Here is a 21,454-nt window from a genome sequence, read left to right as displayed (position 1 = left end):
AGCACCGCAGTTGCGACGGCGCAAGGGGCTTGCCGGATCGAGGCTCAGCCGGTCTCGATCGGGAGGGCCGCGTCCCGCGCCCAGTCGCTCCAGGATCCCTCGTAGAGAGCGACGTCCTCACGGCCGAGGATCACGAGGGCGAGGAGATCGTGGCAGGCGGTGACGCCGGAGCCGCAGTAACAAACGACGCTCTTCGCATCGAGCGCGCCGAGCGCCCGGTACCGCGCAGCGAGCGCCTCGCGCGACAGGAAGGCCCCGCCAGGCGCCACGAGGTTCTCCACGAAAGGCGCACTCCGAGCGCCGGGGACGTGCCCGGCGCGCGCGTCGATCGGCTCGGATCGGCCCTCGTACCGCTCGCGAGCCCGCGCATCGAGGACGACGGACGCCGGCGCGCCGAGCGCAACGAGGCGAGCGACGTCGGCTTTGTCCACGACGGGCGCGCCGCCGGGCCGAAGCGCGAGCGGCGGCGCGGGCGTCACGCGAGGACGGTCCGTTTCAAGCGAATGCCCCGCCGCGATCCAGGCGCCGATGCCGCCGTCGAGGACCCGGCCGCCTCGATGCCCGAAGTAGCGGAGCAACCACCACATGCGCGCGGCGATCGCGCCGCCGGCATCGTCGTAGGCCACGACGATCGAATCTTCGGTGACCCCGAGGCGCGAGAGCAGCGCCGCGAAGGTCTGCAACGCGGGCAGCGGATGACGGCCGGGGCCTCGCGCCGGATCCCCCGCGAGCTCCGCATCGAGATCCACGAACGACGCGCCGGGGATGTGGCCCGCGTCGTACGCATCGACGCCGCGCTTGCCCGAGAGATACCAGCGCACGTCGACGACAACGACGCGCGGATCGGACGCATGCGCCGCGAGCCAATCCACCGTGACGAGCGGGCCTTCGGACATCGGCGTTTCTCCCCTAGAACGTACCCGACAAACCCACGCTCCCCGGCCCGATGTACGGCACGATCACCGGCGCGAGGTGCGCGTCCTTCTTCACCGCTTTTTTCCCACCCCCCGACGGCAAGAGCCAGAACGTGAGCGCGAGTGCGCCCATCACGCCGCCGCCGATCGCGAGGCCGAGGCCCACCGTCTGGAACGTCCGTCGCTCGTCGTCGCGCGCCTTGATCTGGCCATAGTCCGTCGCGGGCAAGCTCGTGCCCGGCTCGCGCAACGCCGCGAGGTCCTCGATCTCGCTCGTGCGTGAAGCCGCCGTGTAGAGAAGCACGCCGGAGGCAGCGCCGAACCCGACGGTCAAACCCGTCGCGATCCACGCGAACGTCCGGCCGCCGCCCTTCGTCGGCGAGAGCGCCACGCGCGCCACACTTCCACGCTGCACCGTGACGTTCGTGCTCGACGTCGCGCCGTCCACCTGCATCTCGACCTCGTGCTTGCCCGGCTCCACGGCGACACGCCCGTCGTCGTCGGGATCCACGGGCTTGTCGTCGACGAGCACGACGGCCGAGCCCGGCACGTCGCCGAGCGCGACGATCGCCTCCTGGGCAGGCACCGTGAGCGTCTTCGTGAGCGCGGTCGTCGCGAGATCCCCGAACTTGTCCTGCGCGACGATCGTGATGTCGAGCTTCGCCTTCGGCCGAATGAACGAAGGATCGAGCGTGCCGCGCAGAGGCCCGTCGGGCGAAGGCGCGAGTGGAAGATCAAACGAGCCTTCGATCGCGCTCGATCGAACCCGCGCGATCACCCGCAGCCACGGCGGCGCGACGCTCGCCGTCGCGGAGATCCGCACAGGCGCCCACGCCACCTCCGGCGCTTCGATCTCGAGGTCGGAGAGCTTCACGCCCGCCCGCTCGATCCGATCCTTCCGCGCGCTCTCCGCGGCCGTGCGGCAAGCGGCGCGCACCTTCGGCGACTGATCCCGCGCGACCTCGGGATCGTAGCCCGCCGCGATGATCGCCTTCGTGCACGCCTGCGCGCCCGCCGCCTCGCCCTTCGTGACCAGCGCGGCCTGCGTCTCCAAGAGGCCCGCCTCCACCGCGAGCGTCGGCGGGATCTCCGACTTCGGCAGCGTGTTCAGCGTGCGCAGCGCGTCCGCGAACGCGCCGCTCTCGACCTGCTCGCGCGCCCTCGCCACGACGCTCGCGAGATCCTCCCCTCGCGCCTCCGTCCCCGCAGCGCCGAGCGCCGCACACATCGACACCGCCACCGCGACTCGCCCGAGCCGAGCGCCCATGCTCCGCGTCCCGTTCTTCATGGCAAACCCTACTCCGCTCTGCGCAGATCCACCCGGACCGATGATGGTTTGCCCGGCTTGATCGTGACCGACAGGCTGCGCGACGCGCCGAGCTCGCTGTTGCGCAAGACCACCGAGTGCGGGCCCGGCGCGAGCGAGATCGGCGCGAGCGGCGTGGTCCCGACAGAACGCCCATCCACGGTCACGTCGGCCCAAGGCGAGACGGACACGACGAGCGTGCCCGGCTCGTTCGAGTTCGCCTCCTCGACGGCCGCGGACGCGGTCGACGTCGGCGCCGCCCCTTGCCCGCCTTGCCGCGGATTCACGGTCCGCGCGCCCGTCCCCAGCGCCACCGTCGCCGTCGGCGTGGACGAGGTCGCGCCCGAAGCCGAGGTCGTCGGCTGCGCGTCGGGCTCCGCCGTGCTCGGCGCAGCCGCGATCGACGCCGTCGGCGCAGGCGCGACCGCGGACGGCGACGCCGACGCGGCGGAGGCATCCGTGCGTGGCCCCGATGCGCTCTGCGAGAGCACGAAAAACGCCGCGACGCCGCCGAGGATCGTGAAGCCCGCGAGCGCGAGCACGGGCAGGACCATCGAGCGACGCCCGCTCGCCTGCAAGCTCGACGGCGCGCCCGCGTCCGCGAAGCTCGCGACGTTCGTCACGCCGAGGCCGCCGCTCGTCGGGTTCGATCCGGGCGACGATCCCGGCGCGCCCATCGTCGAGAGGTGATGCCCGGACGTCGAGATACGCCCCGCGTTGGTCCCGGGTTGGGCCGCGCTCCCGTACGTGCCGTACGAGGGTTGCCCCGGCGCATCCGACGAGCGCGTCGTCTCCACGGGAAATGCGCTCGGCCGCTGCGCGCCCGTGCCGAGCTGCATGCTCCACTCTTGCGGCCGCTTCGCTTGCCCCGTGCCCGGCGCGTTTGATCCGCCGGCAGGCGCGCCCGCCACCTGCTCGACGCGCGCGCGAAGCTCGGCTTGTGCTTCCTTCACGGCCGCCGGCCCGAGCGCGCGCAAGGCCTCGTCCATCAAATACGCGAGCTCACTGCCGTCCGCGATGCGACGGCGTGGATCGAGCTCCGTCGCGCGATCGATCGCGTGCGCGAGCGCGTCGGGCACGCCCGGCATGATCTCGTGCACGCGCGCGACCGGCTCGCTCGCGATCATCATGAGGAGCTGCGTCTGCGTCTCGGCTTTGCGCAGCCTGCGCCCGAGGAGCCCCTCGAAGAGCGTGATGCCGAGCGCGAACACGTCCGCGCGCCCGTCGAAGGGCTCGCCGCGCGCCTGCTCGGGCGGCATGTACGGGAGTTTGCCCTTGAACACGCCGGTCTCGGTCTTCTCGCCGCCGAGGCCCGAGATGCGCGCCACGCCGAAGTCGGAGAGCCGCACGCGGCCGTCGCGCGCGACGAGGATGTTCGACGGCGTCACGTCGCGATGCACCACCCCGACGTTGTTGCCGTTCTCGTCGCACATGCCGTGCACGGCCTCGAGCGCGCGCGCGACCTCGCGGCCGATGTACGCGACCGTCGCGGGCGCGAGCGTGCCCGTGCGCTTGAAGATGCGATCGAGCGCGGCGCCGTCGACGAACTCGAGCACGAGGTAGAGCCCGCCCTCGGCGTTGCCGAGCTCGATCAGGCGCACGACGTTCGGGTGATCGAGGCGCGCGATCACCTGCGCCTCGGCGACGAACGAGTCGGTCGCGATGTCGCCGATGTCGCCCGCGGCGAGCAGGCGCTTGACCGCGACGCGGCGGCGGAAGTTGCGCGGCCCTTCCTCCTCGGCGAGCCAGACCTCTCCCATCGCGCCCTTGCCGAGCATGCGGATGAGGCGGTACTTGCCTGCGAACAGAGGCTGGGAGCCAATGGAGCCGATGCTCATACGCGCCTCAAGGTGCCGCCGGGGGCTCGGGCTCGGGTAGGATGGCCATGCGGATCGTGGCCGACGTCTCGTCCGTCTCGAGCCAGCCGACGAAGAGCTTGCCCGAGGTGAGGACCGCATGGAGCGCGCCGATGGTGCGCGTCGAGAGGCGCGGAATCGAAGCCACGCGTGTCGTCGCGGCGCTCGCCGGATCCACGAGGTAGACCACGAGCTCGGGCGCATCGACGGCCTCGCCGGGCGTCACGAGGATCGGCTTTGCGCCTTGCCGTCCGATCCACACGGGGCGCGGCGTATCGCGCAGGCCCGGCAGCGCGCCGATCGAGGTCTCGGCCGGCGGCATGGGATCCCCGATCGCGGGCGCCGCGACCGTGCGCAGCGCGGCTGGCCCCGACACGGGATCCGTCGGCTGTTTGTCCCCCAAGCGCGCCGAGGGCTCGATGTACGTGAGCGACGTGTCGTCGGCCGCGACCGGCACCGCGAGGCGACCGAGCTTCACCTCCGCCTCGCCGCCGCCGTCCGGTAGCAGCACCGCGCTCGGCCGCTCGTTGTCGAGGATCCACCACGCGCCCGTGCTCGTGCCGAACCCGCCGAGGACCCCCACGGCGACGGGCAAATTCGCGCGGGCCGGGTGGTACGTGGGATCGGGCGAGAAGAGTGTCCCGTCCTCCTGCATCGAGAAGATCGCGAGCTCCGCGATCGTCTCGAGGTTGTTGTCGATGGTCGTGGTCCGTGATCGGACGTAGCCGAGCTCGACACGATTGCTGCGGTGAAGGAGCTTCGGGAAGCTCACCGCGCCGTAGCCCACGGTCGCGAGGCGCTCCTCCTTGGCCCACGCGGATTCGAACGCGGCCGGTTGATCCTCGCGCCCCTCCGGCGGCAGATCGACGCGGTACGTGACGAGGCGCGGCTCGACCGAGGGATCCTCCGGGAGCGAGGGCGAGCTGATCGCCACGAGCACGCGATCCCCGCTCACGGGCAGGACGTCGAAGTAGGGTTCGAGCGAATCGCTGTCCGCGACGAAGCGGCCCACGATGTCCATGCGCGGGCTCACGGCGCCCGCGGGCGTGACGCGCGCGCCCACGAAGCGCTGCCCGTCATCGGAGTACGCGTACGTCTCCCACACGACGAGCACGCCCGACGCTTGCGGCACCACGCGCATGTCCGAGCCACGCAGGTAAGGGACGGTGCCGACGGTGACGGGCACGGGCGTGCCCGGCAGCGCGCAGACGCCGTGGATGCAGTCGTATCCCTCGGGGCAAGCGCCGTCCTCTGCGCAGAGCGCCGGCATCTCCCCGAACGAAGGTTCCCCGCAACCTGCCCCGAACATCCCGAGCGCGGCCACCATCACGCCCGAAAGAACCCGTCCCCTCGATCCCCTCAAGGTGCCCCCTGCCCTTCCGCCTTCTCGACCTGCGGCCCTCCGACCGGCCGCGAGAGACCCCGCACGTGGCTCGCTCGACCGAGGAGCATCCCCATGCCCTCGCGACGCAGATCCGACACGCCGATCCAGAGGTCCATGTTCGACTCGTAGAACTCGGTCCACGCGACGTACGCCTTGTCGCCGAGCCCATACGCGCGCGACGAGAAGATCGATCCGGTGCTCGTGCGCGGCACGCTCGCCACGATCCGCAGCGGCTCCGTCGGCGAGCGCCACGCGACGTCGACCGTCGGAAGCATCGGATCACGCGACACCGGCGCGACGAGCGCGCCTCCCTCGAACGGCGTGCCCACGAAGGGCGTCGTCGTCTCCGGCATCGTGAAGCCCTTGTCCTCCGTGGGCATGCCCATCGCCGGGGTGAACACGTAGCTCACCGCGAACGCCGCGTTCGCCGGATCGTAGTCGCCGCGCCGCATCGCGAAGACGCCGTCTTTCCAGCCGAAGAGCGGCTCGTCGGTCGTCGGCGCGAAGGTCGTCATCGAGACCATGCCGTCCATCGCGGTCGCGGGATCCAGCGTCGAGAGCGCGTAGCTCTCGAAGCCCACGCGCACCGTGAGCACGCCGCCGTCGTCGCGGAAGAGCTGGCAGTCGCCGGAGAGCGGCGGCACGTCGGGCGGCAGGCTCGCCGACGCCTTCCACGTGGGGTTCCAGAGCGAGCCTTGCCGTTCGAGGTGCAGCACCTCGACACGCCCGCCGCCGGAAGGCACGGTCCACGCGATGTTCAGCGTCGTCCCGTCGATCGCGGCGCCGACGTATGGAGGCTCCACGCCGCCGAGGAACGGCGTCGTCGTGGAGAAGAGCTTCTCCACCGCGGGCGTCGATCCGCTCGCCGACGTGCGCTCGATCCCGAGCAGCTCGAGCGTCGTCTCGTCGGAATCGACGTTCGGGAACCGCACGAGCACCACGCCGTAACGACCGTCCGGCAGCGGCACCACGGCCGAGGAGATCACCGCGCCGCCGTACGTGTAGATCGCGCGCGGCTCGGACACGTTGCCGTCGGGCGCGACGTGGATCTCGTAGATCCCGCGCGCGCCCGGGGTGAAGCCGTCGTTCACGAGGAGCGTCGCGCCCCCGCCCGGGGCCGAGAGCCAGAACATCTCGGGCGGGTTGATCCAGGCGACGCGCTTTGGCCTGCGGCTCGTGGGGCTCGCGCCGTCACGCACGCAGACCGTGGCCTGGCACGAATACCCTTCCGGGCAAAGCCCACCTGTGCCGCACGCGAACGGCACATCGCCGAGCTCGGGCGTGCAGCCCGCGCCGAGGAGCGCTGAAAGGACCCAAACGTAGCGGGCCGTCCGCCCGATCATGCGAGCAGTCTACCCCCGGACCCGGCCGATTTGCGTCGGAAATGCGCGCTGTCTGGCTCAGCCTTCGTGCGCGCCGCCGGACGCGGGGGCAGCGGAAGCAGGCTGCTTCGGCCCGCCCGCCTCGCGTTGTGGCCCATCGAGGTGGGGAAACCACTCGAAAAACTGGTGCAAATGGGCGTGCCTCGCGGGCTCGATGTACTCGAAGACCACGCCCCGATCGTTGATCTCCCAAAATTCGTTGGTGGTCACGGCGAGCATCTCGTTTTTGATCGAGCGCAGCCGATCGGGCCGCTCGTCGCGCATGTCGCGATGGATCCGCCGCGCCAGATCGATCTCGCCCTTCTGCAGGTAGTACGTCGCGAGCTTGACCTGGGCCTTGCGCACGCCGCGGAGCGACTGCTCCTGCTGCGCGACCTCCGCCTCCTTGTCGACCTCGAGGAAGTTGTGCAGGAGCTCGTCGCGCACGTCCGCGCCGAGATCGTAGGCGAGCTCGTTCAGCGCGCAGAGGTCGAAGGCCACCGTCTCGGTGACGAACGCGAGCTTCATCGCGTGCGCCGTCTGCGCGTAGTACTTGAAATGCCCCGCGATCCGGAGCGCCTCGTCGCCCCATCCTTGCGAGAGGATCTTCTCGCCGAGGTAGCGGTACTGGTTCAGGCAGTTGTAGGCCGCGGGCACGTCCCGCGCGTTCAGCGCGCGGCGCATGTACGTGTTGAAGAACTTGATCACCGTCGCGAGCGCGGCCCGGTCCTCCGCCGCGAGCGCCGCGAGCCCGATGTACCGCGTGCCGATCGCGATGCGGTTGACGATGTCGGGCATCTCCGTGAGCGCCTCGCGGAAGACCATCAAGAACTGCCGCAGCGCCTTGTATTCGAGCCAGGTGCGATCGCTCTGGAGCTTGCCGAGCGCGACCTCGTTCATGCTCACGAAGTCCGCGTCCTTGAGCAGCCGCCCGCGGATCGAAAACCAGCGATCGTCGAGCTCGCTCTTGTGCGGCATGTACGCGACCACGAGGTCGCAGATCGCGTCGACCGTGTTCGAGGCGATCCCCTTGTCCTTCTGCTCGATCGCGTTGAGCCCGATGTCGGCGAGGTGTTCGAGCGCCGAGAGCGCGGTCATGCGCCGGCCGTCGACCTCCTCCTCCGACTCGCCGCGTGAGCGCCGGAGCGCCTGCGCCACGCCGCCTCGTCGGATGCGCTCGACGATCTTGTCGGGTTCGAGGAAGTCGAAGACGTAATTGAAGTACGGCGCCATCACGAGCAGGCTCAGCGTGAGCAGCACGATCGAGCCGATCACGCCGAAGCGCGGGACGAAGGAGTGCGCCGGATCGGCCGCCTGCCGGATCGCGTAGTTCACCCAGAGCGAGAAGACCGCCGAGACCACGAAGAACGCGATCACCGCGCGGTTCGTACGGTCCCGGAAAAACATGTCCGTGATGCGCGGCGTGTACCGCGTCGCCGCGAGCTGCACGATGATCGACGCGACCGTGATGACGATCCCGAGGATCGCCGCGATCACCTCGCCCGTGCCGCCCATGATCCGGCTCGCGTCGTCGGGCGACATCTCGCCGAAGAGCGCGGTCACGCCGCCGGGCTGCGCGTGCGAAAGATCGAAGAGCCGGAGCGCGACGAACGCCGTCACGCTGACGATCGCGAGGATCGACAGCGGGTAGAGCCACAAGCTGTTCGAGAGCGCGAGGCGAGCTTTGCGCACGAGCCTCCTCGAAAGGACGAGAGCGCGGCTACGGGCTCTCGCCGCCCTCGAGGTCCTCGGCCAGGTAGCTCAGGATGACCTCGTCGAGCGATTTTTCGCTGATGAGATCTTCCCCGAAGATCGAGGTTCCCTGCGCGGGACGCGCGGTCGCGAAGATGGCCGGGGGGCGCGTTTGCGCGTATCGACCCGCCGACGACGACGGCGACGACGCGGGCTCCGGCGTGCCGAGCGCGCGGTAGACGCCCGCCGTGAAGAGCGCGCCGCCCTTCTTGATCGACGCGGGCGGTGGCGGGACGTCCTGCGTCTGCTGCACGAACGCCGGCGTTTCAGGCGCCTTCGTCTGCTGCTCGAGCGCCGCGAGCTGCAGATCGATCTCCGCGCTCGACGGCACCGCGGCCTGCGACGCGGGCGGTTTTCCGCGGAGCGCGGCCTGCAGATCCGCCGCGTTCATGAGCACGGAGGGGCGCTGCGGCAGCGCCGGGTTGTAGCTCGGCGGAGGCGCAGGCTCGGGCGGCGGCGCGGGCGCAGGCGCGGGCGCAGCGGCGGCCGGCGCAGGCGCAGGGGCGGGGGCCGCCGCCTCCACCTTGTCCTCGAAAATGTGGTCGAACTGCCCGTCTCGCAAAGCGACGAACATCGCTTTGTGCTGATCCTTCATCAGCTGACGGACCGTCTCCTGCACGTTCGCCTCGTTGAGGTGCTCCGCGTAGGAGGTCTTCAGGGTCTTCAGGATGCGCCCGCCGTCCGCAAAAAGATGCGTGATCACGTGCGGGTGACGGTGCCCCGAGTCTTCCGTTTGAATATGGAAGACACGCCCCTTGTGCTTGACGTTGTTGTTGAAGCCGAGAAGCGGTGAGATGACTTTCACGGCGATCGATGAGGCTCCTGAAGGCCCGAACAGAACCTACCATAGGGGCCGCCGATGCGACCAGGAAACGACGTGTAGATCGACACGACCGCTGGAATCCTGCGCGCCCACGGGCGCCATTCTTCTGGCTTGTCGAACTTCGTCACGGAAGACATCGCTCGAACTCGTCGGCGTTGTTCGCGCGCATCGCGCACTCGGCCTCGTCGACAGTGAGGTAGGTCGGGCAGCGAGCGAACGTGGGATCCGTGGAGGCGAGCGTCCGCGCCTGCGCCTTGCGCGTGGCGAGCTCGGAGGCCGGCGGCTTCTCGTCGATCGCGTGGATGATGTGCTCCACGTAACGGTCGAGCAGCGCCGCGCACGCGTCCGGGGAAGGATGCGCCGAAAGAGAGCGACGGACCGGCTTCGACACGACGAACCCCACGACGAGGAGCACGATCCCGAGCGTCGTGATCACCTCGGCGCGGGTCGCCGGTTTGCTCATTCGAGACACCGATCGACCTGCTCGGCCGTCGTGGCCTTGCGCACGCACTCCATCGCGCGCTGCGTGATCCGGCGGCCGACGCACTTGCTGACGAGCTCTTCCCCGCGCGCGGCGCGAACGGCGGCCGTCCTCTTCTGCACCTCGGCCGGGTCCGTCACGTTCTGCGAGGCGAGCTCGATCGCGGCGCTCTTGTCGAGGATCTCGTCGCACTCGGCGCGCGTCGCCGGGCGACCACACCCGACCCCGACGAACCCGAGCGCGAGCATCAGGGAGGCCCCGGCGAGGCCCCTCCTCGCGCTCGAACCACCCTGCTCCGTTACCCGCTGGCCCATGGCGTCGAGACCTTGGCGTGCCTCCGCCCGAGGCGCAACCTCGCCGCGCGAGGGGGCACGGCCTCGTACAGAGGTGCTGTCGAATTCTGGACGCTTGGATGGGCCTTGCTAAGCTCGATCCGTGAGCAAGGCGAAGGACAACCCAGCTTCCTTCGCGCCCGCAGGAGCGGGGAAGACGGCCAAGCCAAAGGCGCCGCGCCGCACCTCGCGCGAGCGCGAGCGCGAGCGCGAGCCGAAGGCGGACGTCGCCGCTGCCGTCGCGAAAGAGCCCTCCGCGCGCCGCGAGCGCGCCAAGGCCCCGGCGAAGAAGCGCCCCGCGCGGCCGAAATCCGTGCTCGCCGAGGACATGCTCCGCCGCGCGCTCGAAGCGCCGACGCCGCGCTCCCGCGCGCTCTGGGCCCGCCGCGGCCTCGCGACCCGCGCGCAGCTCGATCGCACGACGCAGGCCATGCTGCTCCGCCAGCTCTACCTCGCCTACTACGAGGAGGGCCGCTTCCCGCAGGCCGCCGCGATCGCCGAGCAAGCGCTGACGCTCGACGTCTTGCCCGACGTCGCCCACCAAGACGCGGCGCGCGCCAAACAGGCCCTCGGCGACGTCGAGGGCGCGGCCGCGCACCTGCGCCTCGCCGCGCGCATCGGCCCCGCGAGCCGCAAGGCGTTCCACTACTGGACCCTTGGCAGCCTTTTTTATCTGCATCACCGCTTCGCCGAGGCGATCGCCGCGATGTCGCGCGCCGCGCGCTGGGGCACGACGGACAAGCCCCTCTACCAGGGGCACCTCGCGCTCTCGCGGCTCGCGCTCGGGCAGGACGTCGATGGGATCGGCGATCTCATCGAGCGGCTCGCCGTCGCGCCCGCGGGCAACGGCTACGGCCGCTTCGTGCTCGGCCTGCTGGCCTTGCATGCTGGCCGACCGGACGACGCCCGCCGCTGGCTCGAGGCCTTCGTCGAACGCACCACGTCCGGCCGAAGGGCCGCCGCCATCGCGCTCCGCGACGAGGTCGAGGCGGCCCGCCAGGCCCTCGCTCGCCTGCCGGCCGACTGACGCGGACGTTGCTCGCGGTTCGGGCCGAGTGCCCGACCCTTTGGTAACATACGCGCCGTGCGACCCGCCTTCCGACGTGCTCAACCTCCTCTCCTCGCGCCTCGATCGCTCGCGCCGCTCGCCCTCGCCGTGCTCGCGCTCGGGGTGCTCTTGCTCTCGCCCTCCGCGGCTCTCGCGGCGGAGGACAGCCGCGATCTCTTCACGCGCTTGCGCGAGGACTACGGCCTCGTCGGTGGCGCCGTGGGTGCGTTCGCCGGCGGCCTCCTGACGTGCCTCACGCCCTGCGTCTACCCGATGATCGCGATCACGGTCAGCGTCTTCGGGGCCAAGCAGGCGTCGAGCCGAAAGCAGGCCGTTCTGCTCTCGCTCTCGTTCGTCATGGGCATCGCGGTCCTCTTCACCACGCTGCTCGTCGGCGCGGCGCTCACGGGCAACCTCTTCGGCGCGGCGCTCCAGAAGTGGTGGGTCAACGTCGGGATCGCGATCGTGATGGGCGCGATGGCCGCGTCGATGTTCGGCGCCTTCGAGCTCACGCTTCCCGAAGGCTTGATGCAGCGGCTCTCCAGCGTCGGCGGCGTCGGGTATGGCGGCGCGTTCGTGCTTGGCCTCGTGAGCAGCCTCATCGCCGCGCCGTGCACGGGCCCCGTGCTCACCGGCGTGATCCTCTGGATCGGCAAGACGCAGAGCGTGCTGCTCGGCGCGCTCGTGGGCTTCTGCTACGCGCTCGGCCTCGGCCTGCCCTTCTTCCTCGTCGGCGCGTTCGCCGTTGGCCTGCCGAAGGGTGGCAAGTGGATGGTCGCCGTGAAGTCGTTCTTCGGCACCGTCCTGCTCGTCTGCGCGCTCTACTTCCTGCGCTACGCCATCCCGGCGATGACCAAGGTGGCACGGCATGACACGATGTTCATGGTCGCGGGCGCCGGTGCGATCCTGTTCGGGATCCTGCTCGGCGCGGTGCACCTCGACTGGAGCGACGGCGGCCTCGGCGTGAAGATCCGCAAGGCGCTCGGCATCACGGCCGCGACGGCCGGTGGCTTCATCCTCTGGATCAGCATCGAGCTGCCGCCCGAGATGCCGCACGTCGTGGCGACGGCGGAGGCGGCGGCCGGCAAGCAGCTCCTCACGTGGGAGCACTCCGAGAAGGAGGCGATGGAGAGGGCGCAGCGTGAAAAGCGGCCGCTGATGGTCGATTTCACGGCCGACTGGTGCGGTGCTTGCAAAGAGTTCACGAAGCACACCTTCTCCGATCCGCGCGTCATGGAAAAGGCGGGCAACTTCGTCGCGGTCAAGGTCGACGCGACCAACGACGAGGATCCCGCGGTGGAGCAGGTGAAGGGCAAGTACAAGGTGGTTGGGCTTCCGACGGTCGTCATCTACGACTCGACCGGCAAGGAGCGGCAGCGGTTCACCGAGTTCGTCCCTGCCGACAAGTTCCTCAAGGCCCTCGAAGGCATCGACTGACGGACGCGCCCACGCCACCTCGCATCCTCTCCCGTCGCGAGGTCCGTCATGCCTATCGTCGTCCGACTTCTCTCCCTCTTCGTCCCGCTCCTCCTCCTCCTCGTCTCTGGCTGCTCCGGCGGTGAGCCCCGCCGGGGCCACCTCGTCGTCGGCGTCACGAGTGATCTCCGTGTCGGCGTCGACGTCCTGCGCTTGCACGTGATCCGCAAGGTCAACGGCGCCGTCGTCCGCGACGAGGAGCTCTTCTCCGACGGCGCGTCTCCCTTTCAGATCCCCCTCGAGATCGGCTTCTCGGACCTCGAAGACGGCGACGACGTCGACGTCGAGATCGAGGCCTTCGGCGGCACGAGCTTGCCGCTCGTCGTCCGGACCGCGGGCAGCACGATCCGCGCGGGCCGCACGCTCCTCTTGCGGGTCGACCTCGCGGCCGCGTGTGCCGGCTCGATGGCGCCGAGCTGCGAGGCGCCGCAGACGTGCACCGGCGGCGTCTGCGGCGCTTCGTACGTGAACCCCGCGATGCTCGAGGACTACAACGCCGGCTGGTCCAAGGGAAAGGCGGACATCTGCAAGCCGAACGATGGCCCGCCGACGCTGCTCGTGGGCAAGGGCCAGGCGGATTATCTGCCGACGAGCGACTACGACCTCGCGCAGATCGAGGCCGGCCCGCAGGGCGGCCATCACATCTGGATCGCGCTGCGCATGAAGAACCTGCGCCAGTCCGGGAGCATCACGACGCTGACGGGCCACGTCGACGAGCTCGACCTCGACATCAACCCGTTCACCGTGATCTTCACGTTCGACCCCGACGAGGGCGGGTTCTGCAAGCTCTACGGCCTGCGCTTCCAGATCGACGGCGGCACGGACATCGAGCAGCTCCTCGGCAAGACGCTGCTCGTGAAGGCCAGCGTGAAGGACAAGGACGGCGACGTCGGCACGGCCGAGCGCTGGGTGAAGTTGTCCTCGGACATCCTCTGATCAGCGCGTCGCCGCCGCGTCCTCCCCGAGCCGCGCCGCCTTCCACCGCGACCAGAAGCCCCCCGTCAGCACGTCGAGCGTGCTCTCCGCCTCCAGCACCACCAGCGTCGCGCGCGTCCGCGCCTCCGGATCAAGCGCTTCGTCGTCTCGCTCCACGCACGCGCGTTGCCACGTGAAGAGCGCTTCGAGGACACGCGCTTCGAGCTTGTGCCTCGTGGCGGCGCGCTCCTCACGCAGCCGCTCGAGCGCGACCTCCTCGTCGGCGAAGACCAGCCGATCGAGGCGGAACGTCGCGCGTGCTTCGAGCCACAGGCTCGATCCGCCGGACGCCGTCACGCGATCCGGATCGTACTCCGTCGGCGCGAGCGCGCGTGCTTCGTCGAGCAGGCGCGTCACGCGCAGCCGAAGCTCGGGCAGGAGGGCGGACGCGCGTGCCCGGGACGCCACGCGATCGACGCGCGCGACGTGCTCTTCGAGGCGCGCATGTTCGATCGCCGCCGACACGACGGCGCGCGCGACGGACGGCGAGAGCACGAGCCGCGGCGCTTCCCGTGGCGCCACCGCCTCGGCCGCCGGTGCGGCGGAAGGCGCGGGCTCCGGCGCGGGCGCGACCGGATCCACGCTCGTCGCCTTGGAGACGCGGCCTCGCGCGCGCCGTGCCCCCGCAGGCTCGGCGATCCTTTCGATCGGGACCCCCACGAGCACCATCGCGCCGAGATCGTTTCTCCCCTCGTCGCGACGCACGAACGACGCCTGCAACGAGACCCACAACGATCCCCGCGACGCGCCGTCGCTCCAGAGTTCGTGCATCGAGGCGTCGTCGAGATCCGTGACCGCGTGGAACGCCCAGTCGTCGTCCGGCAACGTCGACGCGGCGTGCGCCGGCGTCACGTGGAGAAGCACGGCGAGCGCGGCGGCGAGGGCCAGGGGAATGGAGAACCGTACTTCAGAGCCAACTCGTTGGACCATGCGCGTACATCGACGCGAGACGCGACGAGTTGCGCACGATCCGACGATTTGTCGTCGCGACCTACCGTTCGCGGGGTCCGGGACGAACCTGCTCGCTCGCGCCGCCGCGAGGCAGCTCGCTCGCGCCGCCGCGCGCAGGCGTGCTCGACCTCGACGCCTCGGCGGGCGCGCCGCGGTCGCCGAAATCGAGCGTGGGCCATCGAGCGCCGATCGCCTCGATCCGCCCGGCCGCGCCCTGCTGCGCGGGGGCCATGGTGCCCGTGAGGATCGGCCCGAGCATCGCCTCAATCTCGGCGGGTGCGGGCGCCCCGGCCGTCGCGCGCACCGGCGCTGCGGCTGCGACACCGGCCGGGCCGTGTGCGCCTCGCTCGGGCGTCCATCGCGCGACGCGCGTCGAGACCGACGTCGTGGGCTCGCTGCGCGACGTCATCACCTCGGCGCCGATCGCGAAGGGCTCGAACATGCCGTGCGCGAGCCAGCCGATGCTCACGCGCACGTTGGACCCGTGCTGCAAGTTGCGGAGGTAGGCGTCGCCGAAGAGCGCGTCGATGCGCAGGTCCCGTTGCTCGATGATCGGACCATCCCAGCTCGGGGTGACTTGCACCATGCGCACCACGAGCGCGCCGTCCGTATGCCGCGACCGCGCGCGCGCGAGGCTCAGGGGTCGCACCTCCCAGTAGAGGTAGATCGTCGCGGGATCGACGGCGATGGCCACGATCTCGTCGACGTCGTAGCGCTCGGGCAGCGGCAGCTCCTCGATGGCATCCGCCTCGGGCGCCGACCACGCAGGCGCTTCGGCTTCCGCTTCTGCCGCTGCCTCCGTGACCGCAGCCGCCTCCGCGACCGCTTCCGCGACCGCTTCCGCCTCCGCGACCGCAACCGGCGCCGCTTCCGCTTCCGCTTCCGCTTCCGCAGCCGCTTCCGCGACCGGCACCGCTTCCGGCACCGCTTCCGCTTCCGCGACCGCTTCCGCAACCGGCGCCGCTTCCGCCGCGACCTCGACCTCCGCGGCTTCCGCCGTTCTCTCGTCCTCGGTGGGCTGTTCCTCGCTGTCCGTCTTGCTCGGCGTGGTCACGGCTTCCCTCCGCATCTCTTCCTCGACCGCGGGCGCCGCTCCTCCTGCGACGAGCCGCTGCCTCAGCACGCGCGCCTCCGTGTGCTCCGGCTCCCGCGCGAGCACCTCATCCAGCACGCCGATCGCTTTGTCCACGAACCCCTGCGCCGCGTAGATCTCCGCGAGCGTCACGGTCGCGAGCGGCGGCGGCGCCGTCGGCCAGCCTTTCGCCGGCGGCGGCGCGCTCCGCACGGCGCTCGCCACGTCGGGCAGGTGCAGACCTCGCTCGATCACGCCTGCGAGCAGATCCCTCGCTCGCCCCATCCATCCACGCGACCGCGCGCGGTCCCGCTCGCTCCGCGCCGTGCGCGTCACGATCTCGTCGACGAGCTCCGGCATCGTGAGCGCGCGCGGGCGGGCAATGCCGAGCTCTTCCGCCAGCGCGATCAGCTCCTCACGCGTCAAACCCTCGAGCTCGTGCCGCTCCATTTCGCGCGCAACCTAGCACGAAGCTCGGCGCGACGAGAGCGTCCGAGGCGGGGGGATTTCATGGCGTCCGTTCGTCCGGAGCATCTCCGCAGAATGCCTTCGGAAAAGCGCGGAGCCACGGCGGCCTCGCACTAGACTTCGGACATGACGCCGCCGCACGTGCTCGCCTTCCGCGGCCAGGACCGCGCCGAACGCAGGCCGGGCACGCGCGCGTCCGGCTGGGCGCATTTCACGTTCACGAGCCTCGCCTCGCTCGGCGTCATCGTGTTCGCCGTCGCCCGCGTCGAGCGTGTCCGCCTCCTCGAAGCGCTCGTCGTCCCGAGCACCTTCTTGTTCGCGAACCTCGTCGAGTACCTCGTGCACCGCGGCCCGATGCACCGGAGAAAGAAGCTCCTGCCGATCCTCTACGAGCGCCACACCCTGCGGCACCACCGCTTCTTCACGCACGAGGCGATGGCGTGCGAGTCCGCGGCCGACTTCTCCATCGTCCTCTTTCCCCCCGTGATGCTCCTCGTGGTCCTCGGCGGCGTGGCCCTGCCGGTCGCGCTCCTGCTCTTCGCCGTCGCCACCCCGAACGCCGGCTGGCTCTTCGTGGCCACCGCCATGGGCTACTTCCTGACCTACGAGTGGCTCCACTTCGCCTACCACCTGCCGGAGCGCTCGCGCCTCGCGCGAAGCCGCCTCGTCCGCGCCCTGCGCCGGAGACACGCGCTCCACCACGACCTCGGCCGCATGGCGCACGAGAACTTCAACATCACGTTCCCGCTCTGCGACTGGCTCTTCGGGACGCTGGCGAGGAAGCACAACGACGCGTGAGGGGGTCGCCACGAGGCGACCCTTCCGCGTCACGATGACGCGAGCCCCCTGACGCCGCGGCGACCCGCTCGCGTCACGGTAACCAGCGACCGTCGACGCGAAGCGACCCGCTCGCGTCACGTCGACCAGCGACCCTCGACGCGAGGTAACCCGCTCGCGTCACGTTGACCAGCGACGGTCGACGCCGTGACGACACCCTCGCGTCACGTTGACCAGCGACCGTCGACGCCGGGGCGACACCCTCGCGTCACGTTGACCAGCGACCGTCGACACGCGGCGAGGGGCGCGAGATGGCTTGTCGGGGGAGCGGGGAGCGGGAATCAGCCCGCCGGGCGCTTGGAGGACGGCGCCCCGTCGTGACGCCGCTCGTATTGCGCCATGAAGAGAAGCGCGACGAATCGGTACGGCCCCCTCCGGACGAGCGCGTCGAGGCGGGCGTGGTTGGTGGGGGGCTTGGCGACGTCGAGGAGCGTCTGCCAGACGTCGTAACGAGCCTGGCAACGCGTGGACTCGTTGAGTCCGAACATCCCGATCGTGAGGCGCACGCGCGCCTGCTCGGCGCGTTCGAGGTTCCGGGCCGGCGCGAGCTTGCCGCTGCCCGGCTCGAAGGAGAACCAGCGCAGGAACGCCTGGAGATCATCGCCCTCCGCGGAGGCGACGTCGCCATCGGGCCGGAGCAAGCCGCAGGACCACTTCGTCTTCTTCAGGCCGCTGTTGCAGAGGGAGCACGAGGGGTAGAGGTTCTGCCAGGAGAGGCCCCACGCCGGGACGGCGTGCTCGGGGACGAAGTGGTCGATGGTCTCCGGAGACGACTCGCGCAGACGCGCGTCACAGTAGGCGCAGAGGCGTGGCTCGCCCTCGGGGCGGACTTCCTCGTGGAACCAGCGCGAGAGCTTCTTGTTCTGGTGCTGCCAGCCCGAGAGGGCGACCTTGGCCGATACGCCCGCGCGATCGAACAGGTAGGTGCGCTCCTTGTCGCGCCAGAACGCGGGCGCGCTCCGGCGGCGAAACGCCATCATGGAGCGGCGTCCTCGACCTGCTCGATCTTCGCGTCGATGGCGTCCTGGACCTCGACCTCGCGCATGGCGACGAGCGTGGCGACCTGTTCGTTGAGGTCCATCAGCCAGCGGCGAAGGGCCAGGAACGAGGGCCAGTCGATGGGGTGCCCCGCGGCGAGCGTGTTCACGGCGCGCTCGTGCTCTTCGAGCTTCCGCTCGGTCTCCTCGTCGAGGAACCGCTGCTCGATGCCGAAGACCTCTTTCACGACCCAGGCGAGCGACTGCCCAGGCTCCAGCTTGATCACGGTCTGCGGCCCGGCAACGAGGCGGTCCTTGCGCGGCCGGATGGAGAAGACGGTCCCTTCCCCCGCGGCGGCGACCGCGAAGGGCGAGTGGACCGTGGCGTAGATGCGCGCGTTCGGGAAGAGCTTGCGGAGCGTGGGAAAGAGGCGCGCCTGCATCGCGGGGTGCAGGTTGACCTCGACCTCGTCGAGGATGAGCCAGAACTCTTGATCGAACGGGGAGAGGTCCTTGCGCTCCCAGGGCGTGAGTTCGAGGCGCACGAGCAGATCGGCGAGCCAGGAGAGCGTGCTCCGCAGGCCCTCGCCGAGCATGTCGAGCGGGATCTCCTGATCGTCGAAGAGGAAACGCGGGGTGATGCGGCCGAGCTCGAAGCGGATCTCGACGCGACGATCGAGGACGCGGGAGAGGGCGACCTCGAAGCGATGGATGGCAGCGTCGAGCGACCGCTGGGAAGCTTCGAGCTTCTCGCGCTCCTCCCCGGTGGCCCGCGGGATGAAGGCGTAGGTGCGGGCGCGATCGTAGTCGAGGTTGACGAGGAGCTGGCCGAAGAACTGGGCCGCGGGGTCTTCGCCGAAGAAGAGGTCGCGCCGGCGGATGTGCTTGACGTCGAGCTCCCGTGGGCCGGGGCTGTCGATCACGGGTGTGGGTTGGTGGCCTCGAAAGGCGTAGGCAACGCAGCTCGGGACGCCGCTGCGCTCCGGCGGGAAGTTTCTTTGGACACGATCCCCATCGCCGAAATACATCTGGTAGGGGCTGCCCTGCACGGAGATGGAGGACGCTCCCGCCTGGACCGCCTTGGTCCTGCCATCGACATCGAGCGTGATAAGCGCATGCTTCTCGATGTTTCGAAAGCGTCGGCGCCACGCGATGGTCGGCAGGCGGACGTCAGAACCCGGCGCGTCTACGAGCACCCCCGGACACGCCGCCAGCGCGATCGCCTGCGCGATCGTCGTCTTCCCGCAGCCGTTCGGCCCTTCGAAAAAAACAAGCTCGCCCGAGCTCCCCGCGGGTGGCTCGGGCACCTCGAAGACCGCGTCCTCGAAGGGCCCGATGCCGGAGAGCTCCAGGCGAGCGACTCGCATACGCGAGGAGCCTACCCCACCGACTTCATCATCGCGACCGGCGCCGTCGCCGCGCTCGCGCGGAACCCGCCTGCCGAGAGCGTGTCCACCGGCGTCTTCCGGCGCGCCGGCTGGGCGAGCTTCGCGCCGTCGAGCACGGTCTCGCAGAGCTCGCCGAAGTCGTAGCCCTTCGTCGCGGCCGCCCGCGCGAGCAGGCCGTCCGGCGAGAGCGCCGGCAGCGTGTTCACTTCGAGCACGTACTCGTTCTCGCCCGCCGTCACGAGCAGATCGACCCGCACCGCGCCCGTGCAGCCGAGCGCGCGCGCCGCACGCTCCGCCAGGTTCTGCACGCCGCGCTCGCGCTGCGGCGAGAGCTCCACCTTCACGAGCTCGGCCGAGGGATCCTCCAGCATCGCCTTCGGCGTCGCCACCTCGAACGAGCCGAGCACCTGCCCGTCCAGGATCGCGACGTTGATCTCCACGCCCGTCACGAACCGCTCCACGAGCGCGATGTCGTCGTACTCGAACGCCTGCTCCAGCGCCGCCCGCAGCTCGTCGAGGTTGGTCACCCGGCTAACGCCCTGGCTCGACCCCTCGCCGCGCGGCTTCACGATCGCCGGGTACCCGAACGAGCCGTGCAGACCGTCGAGGTCCGAAAGGTCCGTGTCGACCGACACCGTGTAGTACGGCGGCGTGGGCACGTTGTGCAGGCGGAACATCTCCTTCGCCTTCAGCTTGTCCATCGCCAGCGCGCTCGCGAGCACGGACGAGCCCGTGTACGGGATGCGAAGCAGCTCCAGGAGCCCCTGCACGCAGCCGTCCTCGCCCATGCGGCCCGAGAGGGCCAGGAAGGCCACGTCGATCCGGGCTTTCTGAACCACGGACGCGAGGTCGGGGCCGTAGCTCTCGCCGAGCGACAGGCGGACCACCTCGTGGCCGCGCGCCGTGAGCGCCTCCGCCACGGCATGTCCGGCGGACAGCTCCGACGACGATCCACCCATGATCACGCCGACCCGCCTCCGCATCGATCGCCTCTTCATCGAATCTACCTCCGTCGACGTGAACGCTCGGACCACGTCACGACCTTCTTGCCGGCGGGTATCAGACAATCGACGGAGGGGTCAACAAAACGGACAACTTCGGATCTGCACGGGATGATTCGGGATCTAGAACATCGGAACGATGTTCTAGGGAGATCGCAACGCGAGGCGTCCTCCTCCGGGACTACACAACCTCGACAAGAACGGCGGTGATGTTGTCCTTCCCCCCACGCCCGTTCGCGAGGTCGATGAACCGCGTCACCGCGTCGGCGCCCCCGAGCGCCGTGATGTCCGGGATCTCCTCGGTGTTCAGGTAACCGTGCAGGCCGTCCGAGCAGAGCAGGTACCGATCCGCCGCCCGCACCGCGATCACCGCCGTGTCCACCTCGACGTAGTCCCGGTTGCCCACGGCGCGCGTGATCACGTTCTTGTGCGTGGCCTTCGCCGCCTCCGCGGGCGTCAGCAGGCCTTGCTTGATCTGCCAGGCGAGCAACGTGTGATCCTCGGTGAGCTGCACCGCGACGCCCTCGCGGATCTGGTAGATGCGGCTGTCGCCCACCTGCCCCAAGACCAGCGATCGCCCGAGGAAGAGCGCCGCGCTGATCGTCGTGCCCATCCCGATCTTGTCGCGCTCGAGCTCCGCCATCGCGTAGATGAGGTACGTCGCCGCCTGGATCGCCCCCTCCATGATCCGGCAGGCCGCGCGCGCCTGGGCCTCGTCGAGCTCCCCGTCGATCGGGCCGAGCGTGCCGAGCCCGCGCTTCACCATCCCGTGGATCGTGTCCACCGCTTGATGGCTCGCGACCTCGCCCGCGGCATGGCCCCCCATCCCGTCCGCCACGATGTAGAGCCCGAGCTCGTCATCATGGAAGAAGGCATCCTCGTTGCCCTTGCGATGCTTGCCGACGTCGGTGCGCGCCGCCGAACGGACAGGCCACCGCCCTCGAAGCGTCGGCGCTTCATTTTGACGCGAAGCGTCGTTCCGGTCGTGCGGTGTGCCCATCGTCGAGCTCGTATCATTCCGACGATAATCCGCCCCGGCCCCCCCTGTCGAG

19 protein-coding genes are annotated in these 21,454 nt (G+C 70.2%); 4 read left to right on the top strand and 15 right to left on the bottom strand.

Translation table 11 applies throughout. The annotated features are described in order from the left end of the window. Positions 1 to 44: 44 nt before the first annotated feature. The 9 genes from QHF89_RS07520 to QHF89_RS07480 form a co-directional block, all read right to left on the bottom strand. The gene (locus tag QHF89_RS07520) at positions 45 to 896 is read right to left on the bottom strand and encodes a sulfurtransferase (protein ID WP_136965776.1); all 852 of its coding nucleotides are present in this window, start codon (positions 894 to 896) and stop codon (positions 45 to 47) included. Between the two features lie 13 nt (positions 897 to 909). Next, positions 910 to 2,202 (bottom strand): hypothetical protein, encoded by a 1,293-nt coding sequence (locus QHF89_RS07515; protein WP_136965777.1) that lies wholly within the window; start codon positions 2,200 to 2,202, stop codon positions 910 to 912. 8 nt (positions 2,203 to 2,210) lie between these two features. Then, positions 2,211 to 4,058, bottom strand: coding sequence for a serine/threonine protein kinase (locus QHF89_RS07510; RefSeq protein WP_284720194.1), 1,848 nt, complete (start codon positions 4,056 to 4,058; stop codon positions 2,211 to 2,213). Between the two features lie 7 nt (positions 4,059 to 4,065). Beyond that, the gene (locus QHF89_RS07505) at positions 4,066 to 5,403 is read right to left on the bottom strand and encodes a hypothetical protein (protein WP_136965778.1); all 1,338 of its coding nucleotides are present in this window, start codon (positions 5,401 to 5,403) and stop codon (positions 4,066 to 4,068) included. Positions 5,404 to 5,435: 32 nt separating this feature from the next. After that, entirely contained in the window at positions 5,436 to 6,803 is a 1,368-nt protein-coding gene (locus tag QHF89_RS07500) for a hypothetical protein (protein ID WP_136965779.1), read from the bottom strand. Positions 6,804 to 6,860: 57 nt separating this feature from the next. Beyond that, positions 6,861 to 8,513 carry a DUF2254 family protein gene (locus tag QHF89_RS07495; RefSeq protein WP_136965780.1) on the bottom strand — a complete coding sequence of 551 codons (1,653 nt, stop codon included), beginning with the start codon at positions 8,511 to 8,513 and terminating at the stop codon, positions 6,861 to 6,863. Positions 8,514 to 8,541: 28 nt separating this feature from the next. Next, positions 8,542 to 9,378: a RomY N-terminal domain-containing regulatory protein gene (locus QHF89_RS07490; RefSeq protein WP_136965781.1), complete on the bottom strand. Its 837-nt coding sequence runs from the start codon at positions 9,376 to 9,378 to the stop codon at positions 8,542 to 8,544. Positions 9,379 to 9,520: 142 nt separating this feature from the next. Continuing rightward, entirely contained in the window at positions 9,521 to 9,859 is a 339-nt protein-coding gene (locus QHF89_RS07485; protein ID WP_136929491.1) for a hypothetical protein, read from the bottom strand. After that, positions 9,856 to 10,191 (bottom strand): hypothetical protein, encoded by a 336-nt coding sequence (locus QHF89_RS07480; protein WP_136929490.1) that lies wholly within the window; start codon positions 10,189 to 10,191, stop codon positions 9,856 to 9,858. Before QHF89_RS07480 ends, QHF89_RS07485 begins: the two co-directional genes overlap by 4 nt. Before the next feature lie 121 nt (positions 10,192 to 10,312). Between QHF89_RS07480 and QHF89_RS07475 the strand changes: the two genes are divergently transcribed. Genes QHF89_RS07475 through QHF89_RS07465 form a run of 3 tightly spaced genes read left to right on the top strand, consistent with a single transcriptional unit; the run spans position 10,313 to position 13,669 of the window. After that, positions 10,313 to 11,236, top strand: coding sequence for a tetratricopeptide repeat protein (locus tag QHF89_RS07475; protein ID WP_284720193.1), 924 nt, complete (start codon positions 10,313 to 10,315; stop codon positions 11,234 to 11,236). Positions 11,237 to 11,293: 57 nt separating this feature from the next. Continuing rightward, complete coding sequence (locus tag QHF89_RS07470) at positions 11,294 to 12,694, top strand: protein-disulfide reductase DsbD family protein (RefSeq protein WP_284720192.1); 1,401 nt, start codon at positions 11,294 to 11,296, stop codon at positions 12,692 to 12,694. Between the two features lie 48 nt (positions 12,695 to 12,742). After that, the gene (locus tag QHF89_RS07465) at positions 12,743 to 13,669 is read left to right on the top strand and encodes a hypothetical protein (RefSeq protein ID WP_136965783.1); all 927 of its coding nucleotides are present in this window, start codon (positions 12,743 to 12,745) and stop codon (positions 13,667 to 13,669) included. Here the strand turns inward: QHF89_RS07465 and QHF89_RS07460 are convergent, their stop codons facing one another. Both QHF89_RS07460 and QHF89_RS07455 read right to left on the bottom strand, forming a co-directional pair. After that, positions 13,670 to 14,638 (bottom strand): hypothetical protein, encoded by a 969-nt coding sequence (locus QHF89_RS07460; protein WP_284720191.1) that lies wholly within the window; start codon positions 14,636 to 14,638, stop codon positions 13,670 to 13,672. A 61-nt stretch (positions 14,639 to 14,699) separates the two neighbouring features. Next, positions 14,700 to 16,181: a DUF4912 domain-containing protein gene (locus tag QHF89_RS07455; RefSeq protein ID WP_136965784.1), complete on the bottom strand. Its 1,482-nt coding sequence runs from the start codon at positions 16,179 to 16,181 to the stop codon at positions 14,700 to 14,702. Between the two features lie 144 nt (positions 16,182 to 16,325). On the opposite strand from QHF89_RS07455, the gene QHF89_RS07450 reads away from it, so the two are divergent. Beyond that, positions 16,326 to 16,997, top strand: coding sequence for a sterol desaturase family protein (locus tag QHF89_RS07450; RefSeq protein WP_136965785.1), 672 nt, complete (start codon positions 16,326 to 16,328; stop codon positions 16,995 to 16,997). 320 nt (positions 16,998 to 17,317) lie between these two features. On the opposite strand, the gene QHF89_RS07445 is transcribed toward QHF89_RS07450, so the two are convergent. The 4 genes from QHF89_RS07445 to QHF89_RS07430 form a co-directional block, all read right to left on the bottom strand. Beyond that, positions 17,318 to 18,016, bottom strand: a complete 699-nt coding sequence (locus tag QHF89_RS07445) for an HNH endonuclease (protein WP_136965786.1) — start codon at positions 18,014 to 18,016, stop codon at positions 17,318 to 17,320. After that, positions 18,013 to 19,380, bottom strand: coding sequence for an AAA family ATPase (locus tag QHF89_RS07440; protein ID WP_136965787.1), 1,368 nt, complete (start codon positions 19,378 to 19,380; stop codon positions 18,013 to 18,015). Before QHF89_RS07440 ends, QHF89_RS07445 begins: the two co-directional genes overlap by 4 nt. An 11-nt stretch (positions 19,381 to 19,391) precedes the next feature. Continuing rightward, a complete protein-coding gene (locus QHF89_RS07435; RefSeq protein WP_136965788.1) occupies positions 19,392 to 20,399 on the bottom strand; it encodes a D-alanine--D-alanine ligase family protein in 1,008 nt (335 codons plus the stop codon). Between the two features lie 184 nt (positions 20,400 to 20,583). Further along, the gene (locus QHF89_RS07430; protein ID WP_136965789.1) at positions 20,584 to 21,402 is read right to left on the bottom strand and encodes a PP2C family protein-serine/threonine phosphatase; all 819 of its coding nucleotides are present in this window, start codon (positions 21,400 to 21,402) and stop codon (positions 20,584 to 20,586) included. Positions 21,403 to 21,454: the final 52 nt, after the last annotated feature.

Source organism: Polyangium sorediatum, from assembly GCF_029946465.1.
In the GTDB taxonomy this organism is placed as follows: Bacteria; Myxococcota_A; Polyangia; order Polyangiales; family Polyangiaceae; genus Polyangium; species Polyangium fumosum.
This window is presented reverse-complemented; position numbering and strand designations above follow the sequence as displayed.

Excerpts from the sequence above, each read along its gene's own strand:
- QHF89_RS07505 (WP_136965778.1), bottom strand. The coding sequence starts at position 5,403 with ATGGTGGCCGCGCTCGGGATGTTCGGGGCAGGTTGCGGGGAACCTTCG.
- QHF89_RS07520 (WP_136965776.1), bottom strand. The coding sequence starts at position 896 with ATGTCCGAAGGCCCGCTCGTCACGGTGGATTGGCTCGCGGCGCATGCG.
- QHF89_RS07480 (WP_136929490.1), bottom strand. The coding sequence starts at position 10,191 with ATGGGCCAGCGGGTAACGGAGCAGGGTGGTTCGAGCGCGAGGAGGGGC.
- QHF89_RS07445 (WP_136965786.1), bottom strand. The coding sequence starts at position 18,016 with ATGATGGCGTTTCGCCGCCGGAGCGCGCCCGCGTTCTGGCGCGACAAG.
- QHF89_RS07460 (WP_284720191.1), bottom strand. The coding sequence starts at position 14,638 with ATGGTCCAACGAGTTGGCTCTGAAGTACGGTTCTCCATTCCCCTGGCC.
- QHF89_RS07440 (WP_136965787.1), bottom strand. The coding sequence starts at position 19,380 with ATGCGAGTCGCTCGCCTGGAGCTCTCCGGCATCGGGCCCTTCGAGGAC.
- QHF89_RS07435 (WP_136965788.1), bottom strand. The coding sequence starts at position 20,399 with ATGAAGAGGCGATCGATGCGGAGGCGGGTCGGCGTGATCATGGGTGGA.
- QHF89_RS07430 (WP_136965789.1), bottom strand. The coding sequence starts at position 21,402 with ATGGGCACACCGCACGACCGGAACGACGCTTCGCGTCAAAATGAAGCG.
- QHF89_RS07450 (WP_136965785.1), top strand. The coding sequence starts at position 16,326 with ATGACGCCGCCGCACGTGCTCGCCTTCCGCGGCCAGGACCGCGCCGAA.
- QHF89_RS07465 (WP_136965783.1), top strand. The coding sequence starts at position 12,743 with ATGCCTATCGTCGTCCGACTTCTCTCCCTCTTCGTCCCGCTCCTCCTC.
- QHF89_RS07485 (WP_136929491.1), bottom strand. The coding sequence starts at position 9,859 with ATGAGCAAACCGGCGACCCGCGCCGAGGTGATCACGACGCTCGGGATC.
- QHF89_RS07455 (WP_136965784.1), bottom strand. The coding sequence starts at position 16,181 with ATGGAGCGGCACGAGCTCGAGGGTTTGACGCGTGAGGAGCTGATCGCG.
- QHF89_RS07515 (WP_136965777.1), bottom strand. The coding sequence starts at position 2,202 with ATGAAGAACGGGACGCGGAGCATGGGCGCTCGGCTCGGGCGAGTCGCG.
- QHF89_RS07510 (WP_284720194.1), bottom strand. The coding sequence starts at position 4,058 with ATGAGCATCGGCTCCATTGGCTCCCAGCCTCTGTTCGCAGGCAAGTAC.
- QHF89_RS07500 (WP_136965779.1), bottom strand. The coding sequence starts at position 6,803 with ATGATCGGGCGGACGGCCCGCTACGTTTGGGTCCTTTCAGCGCTCCTC.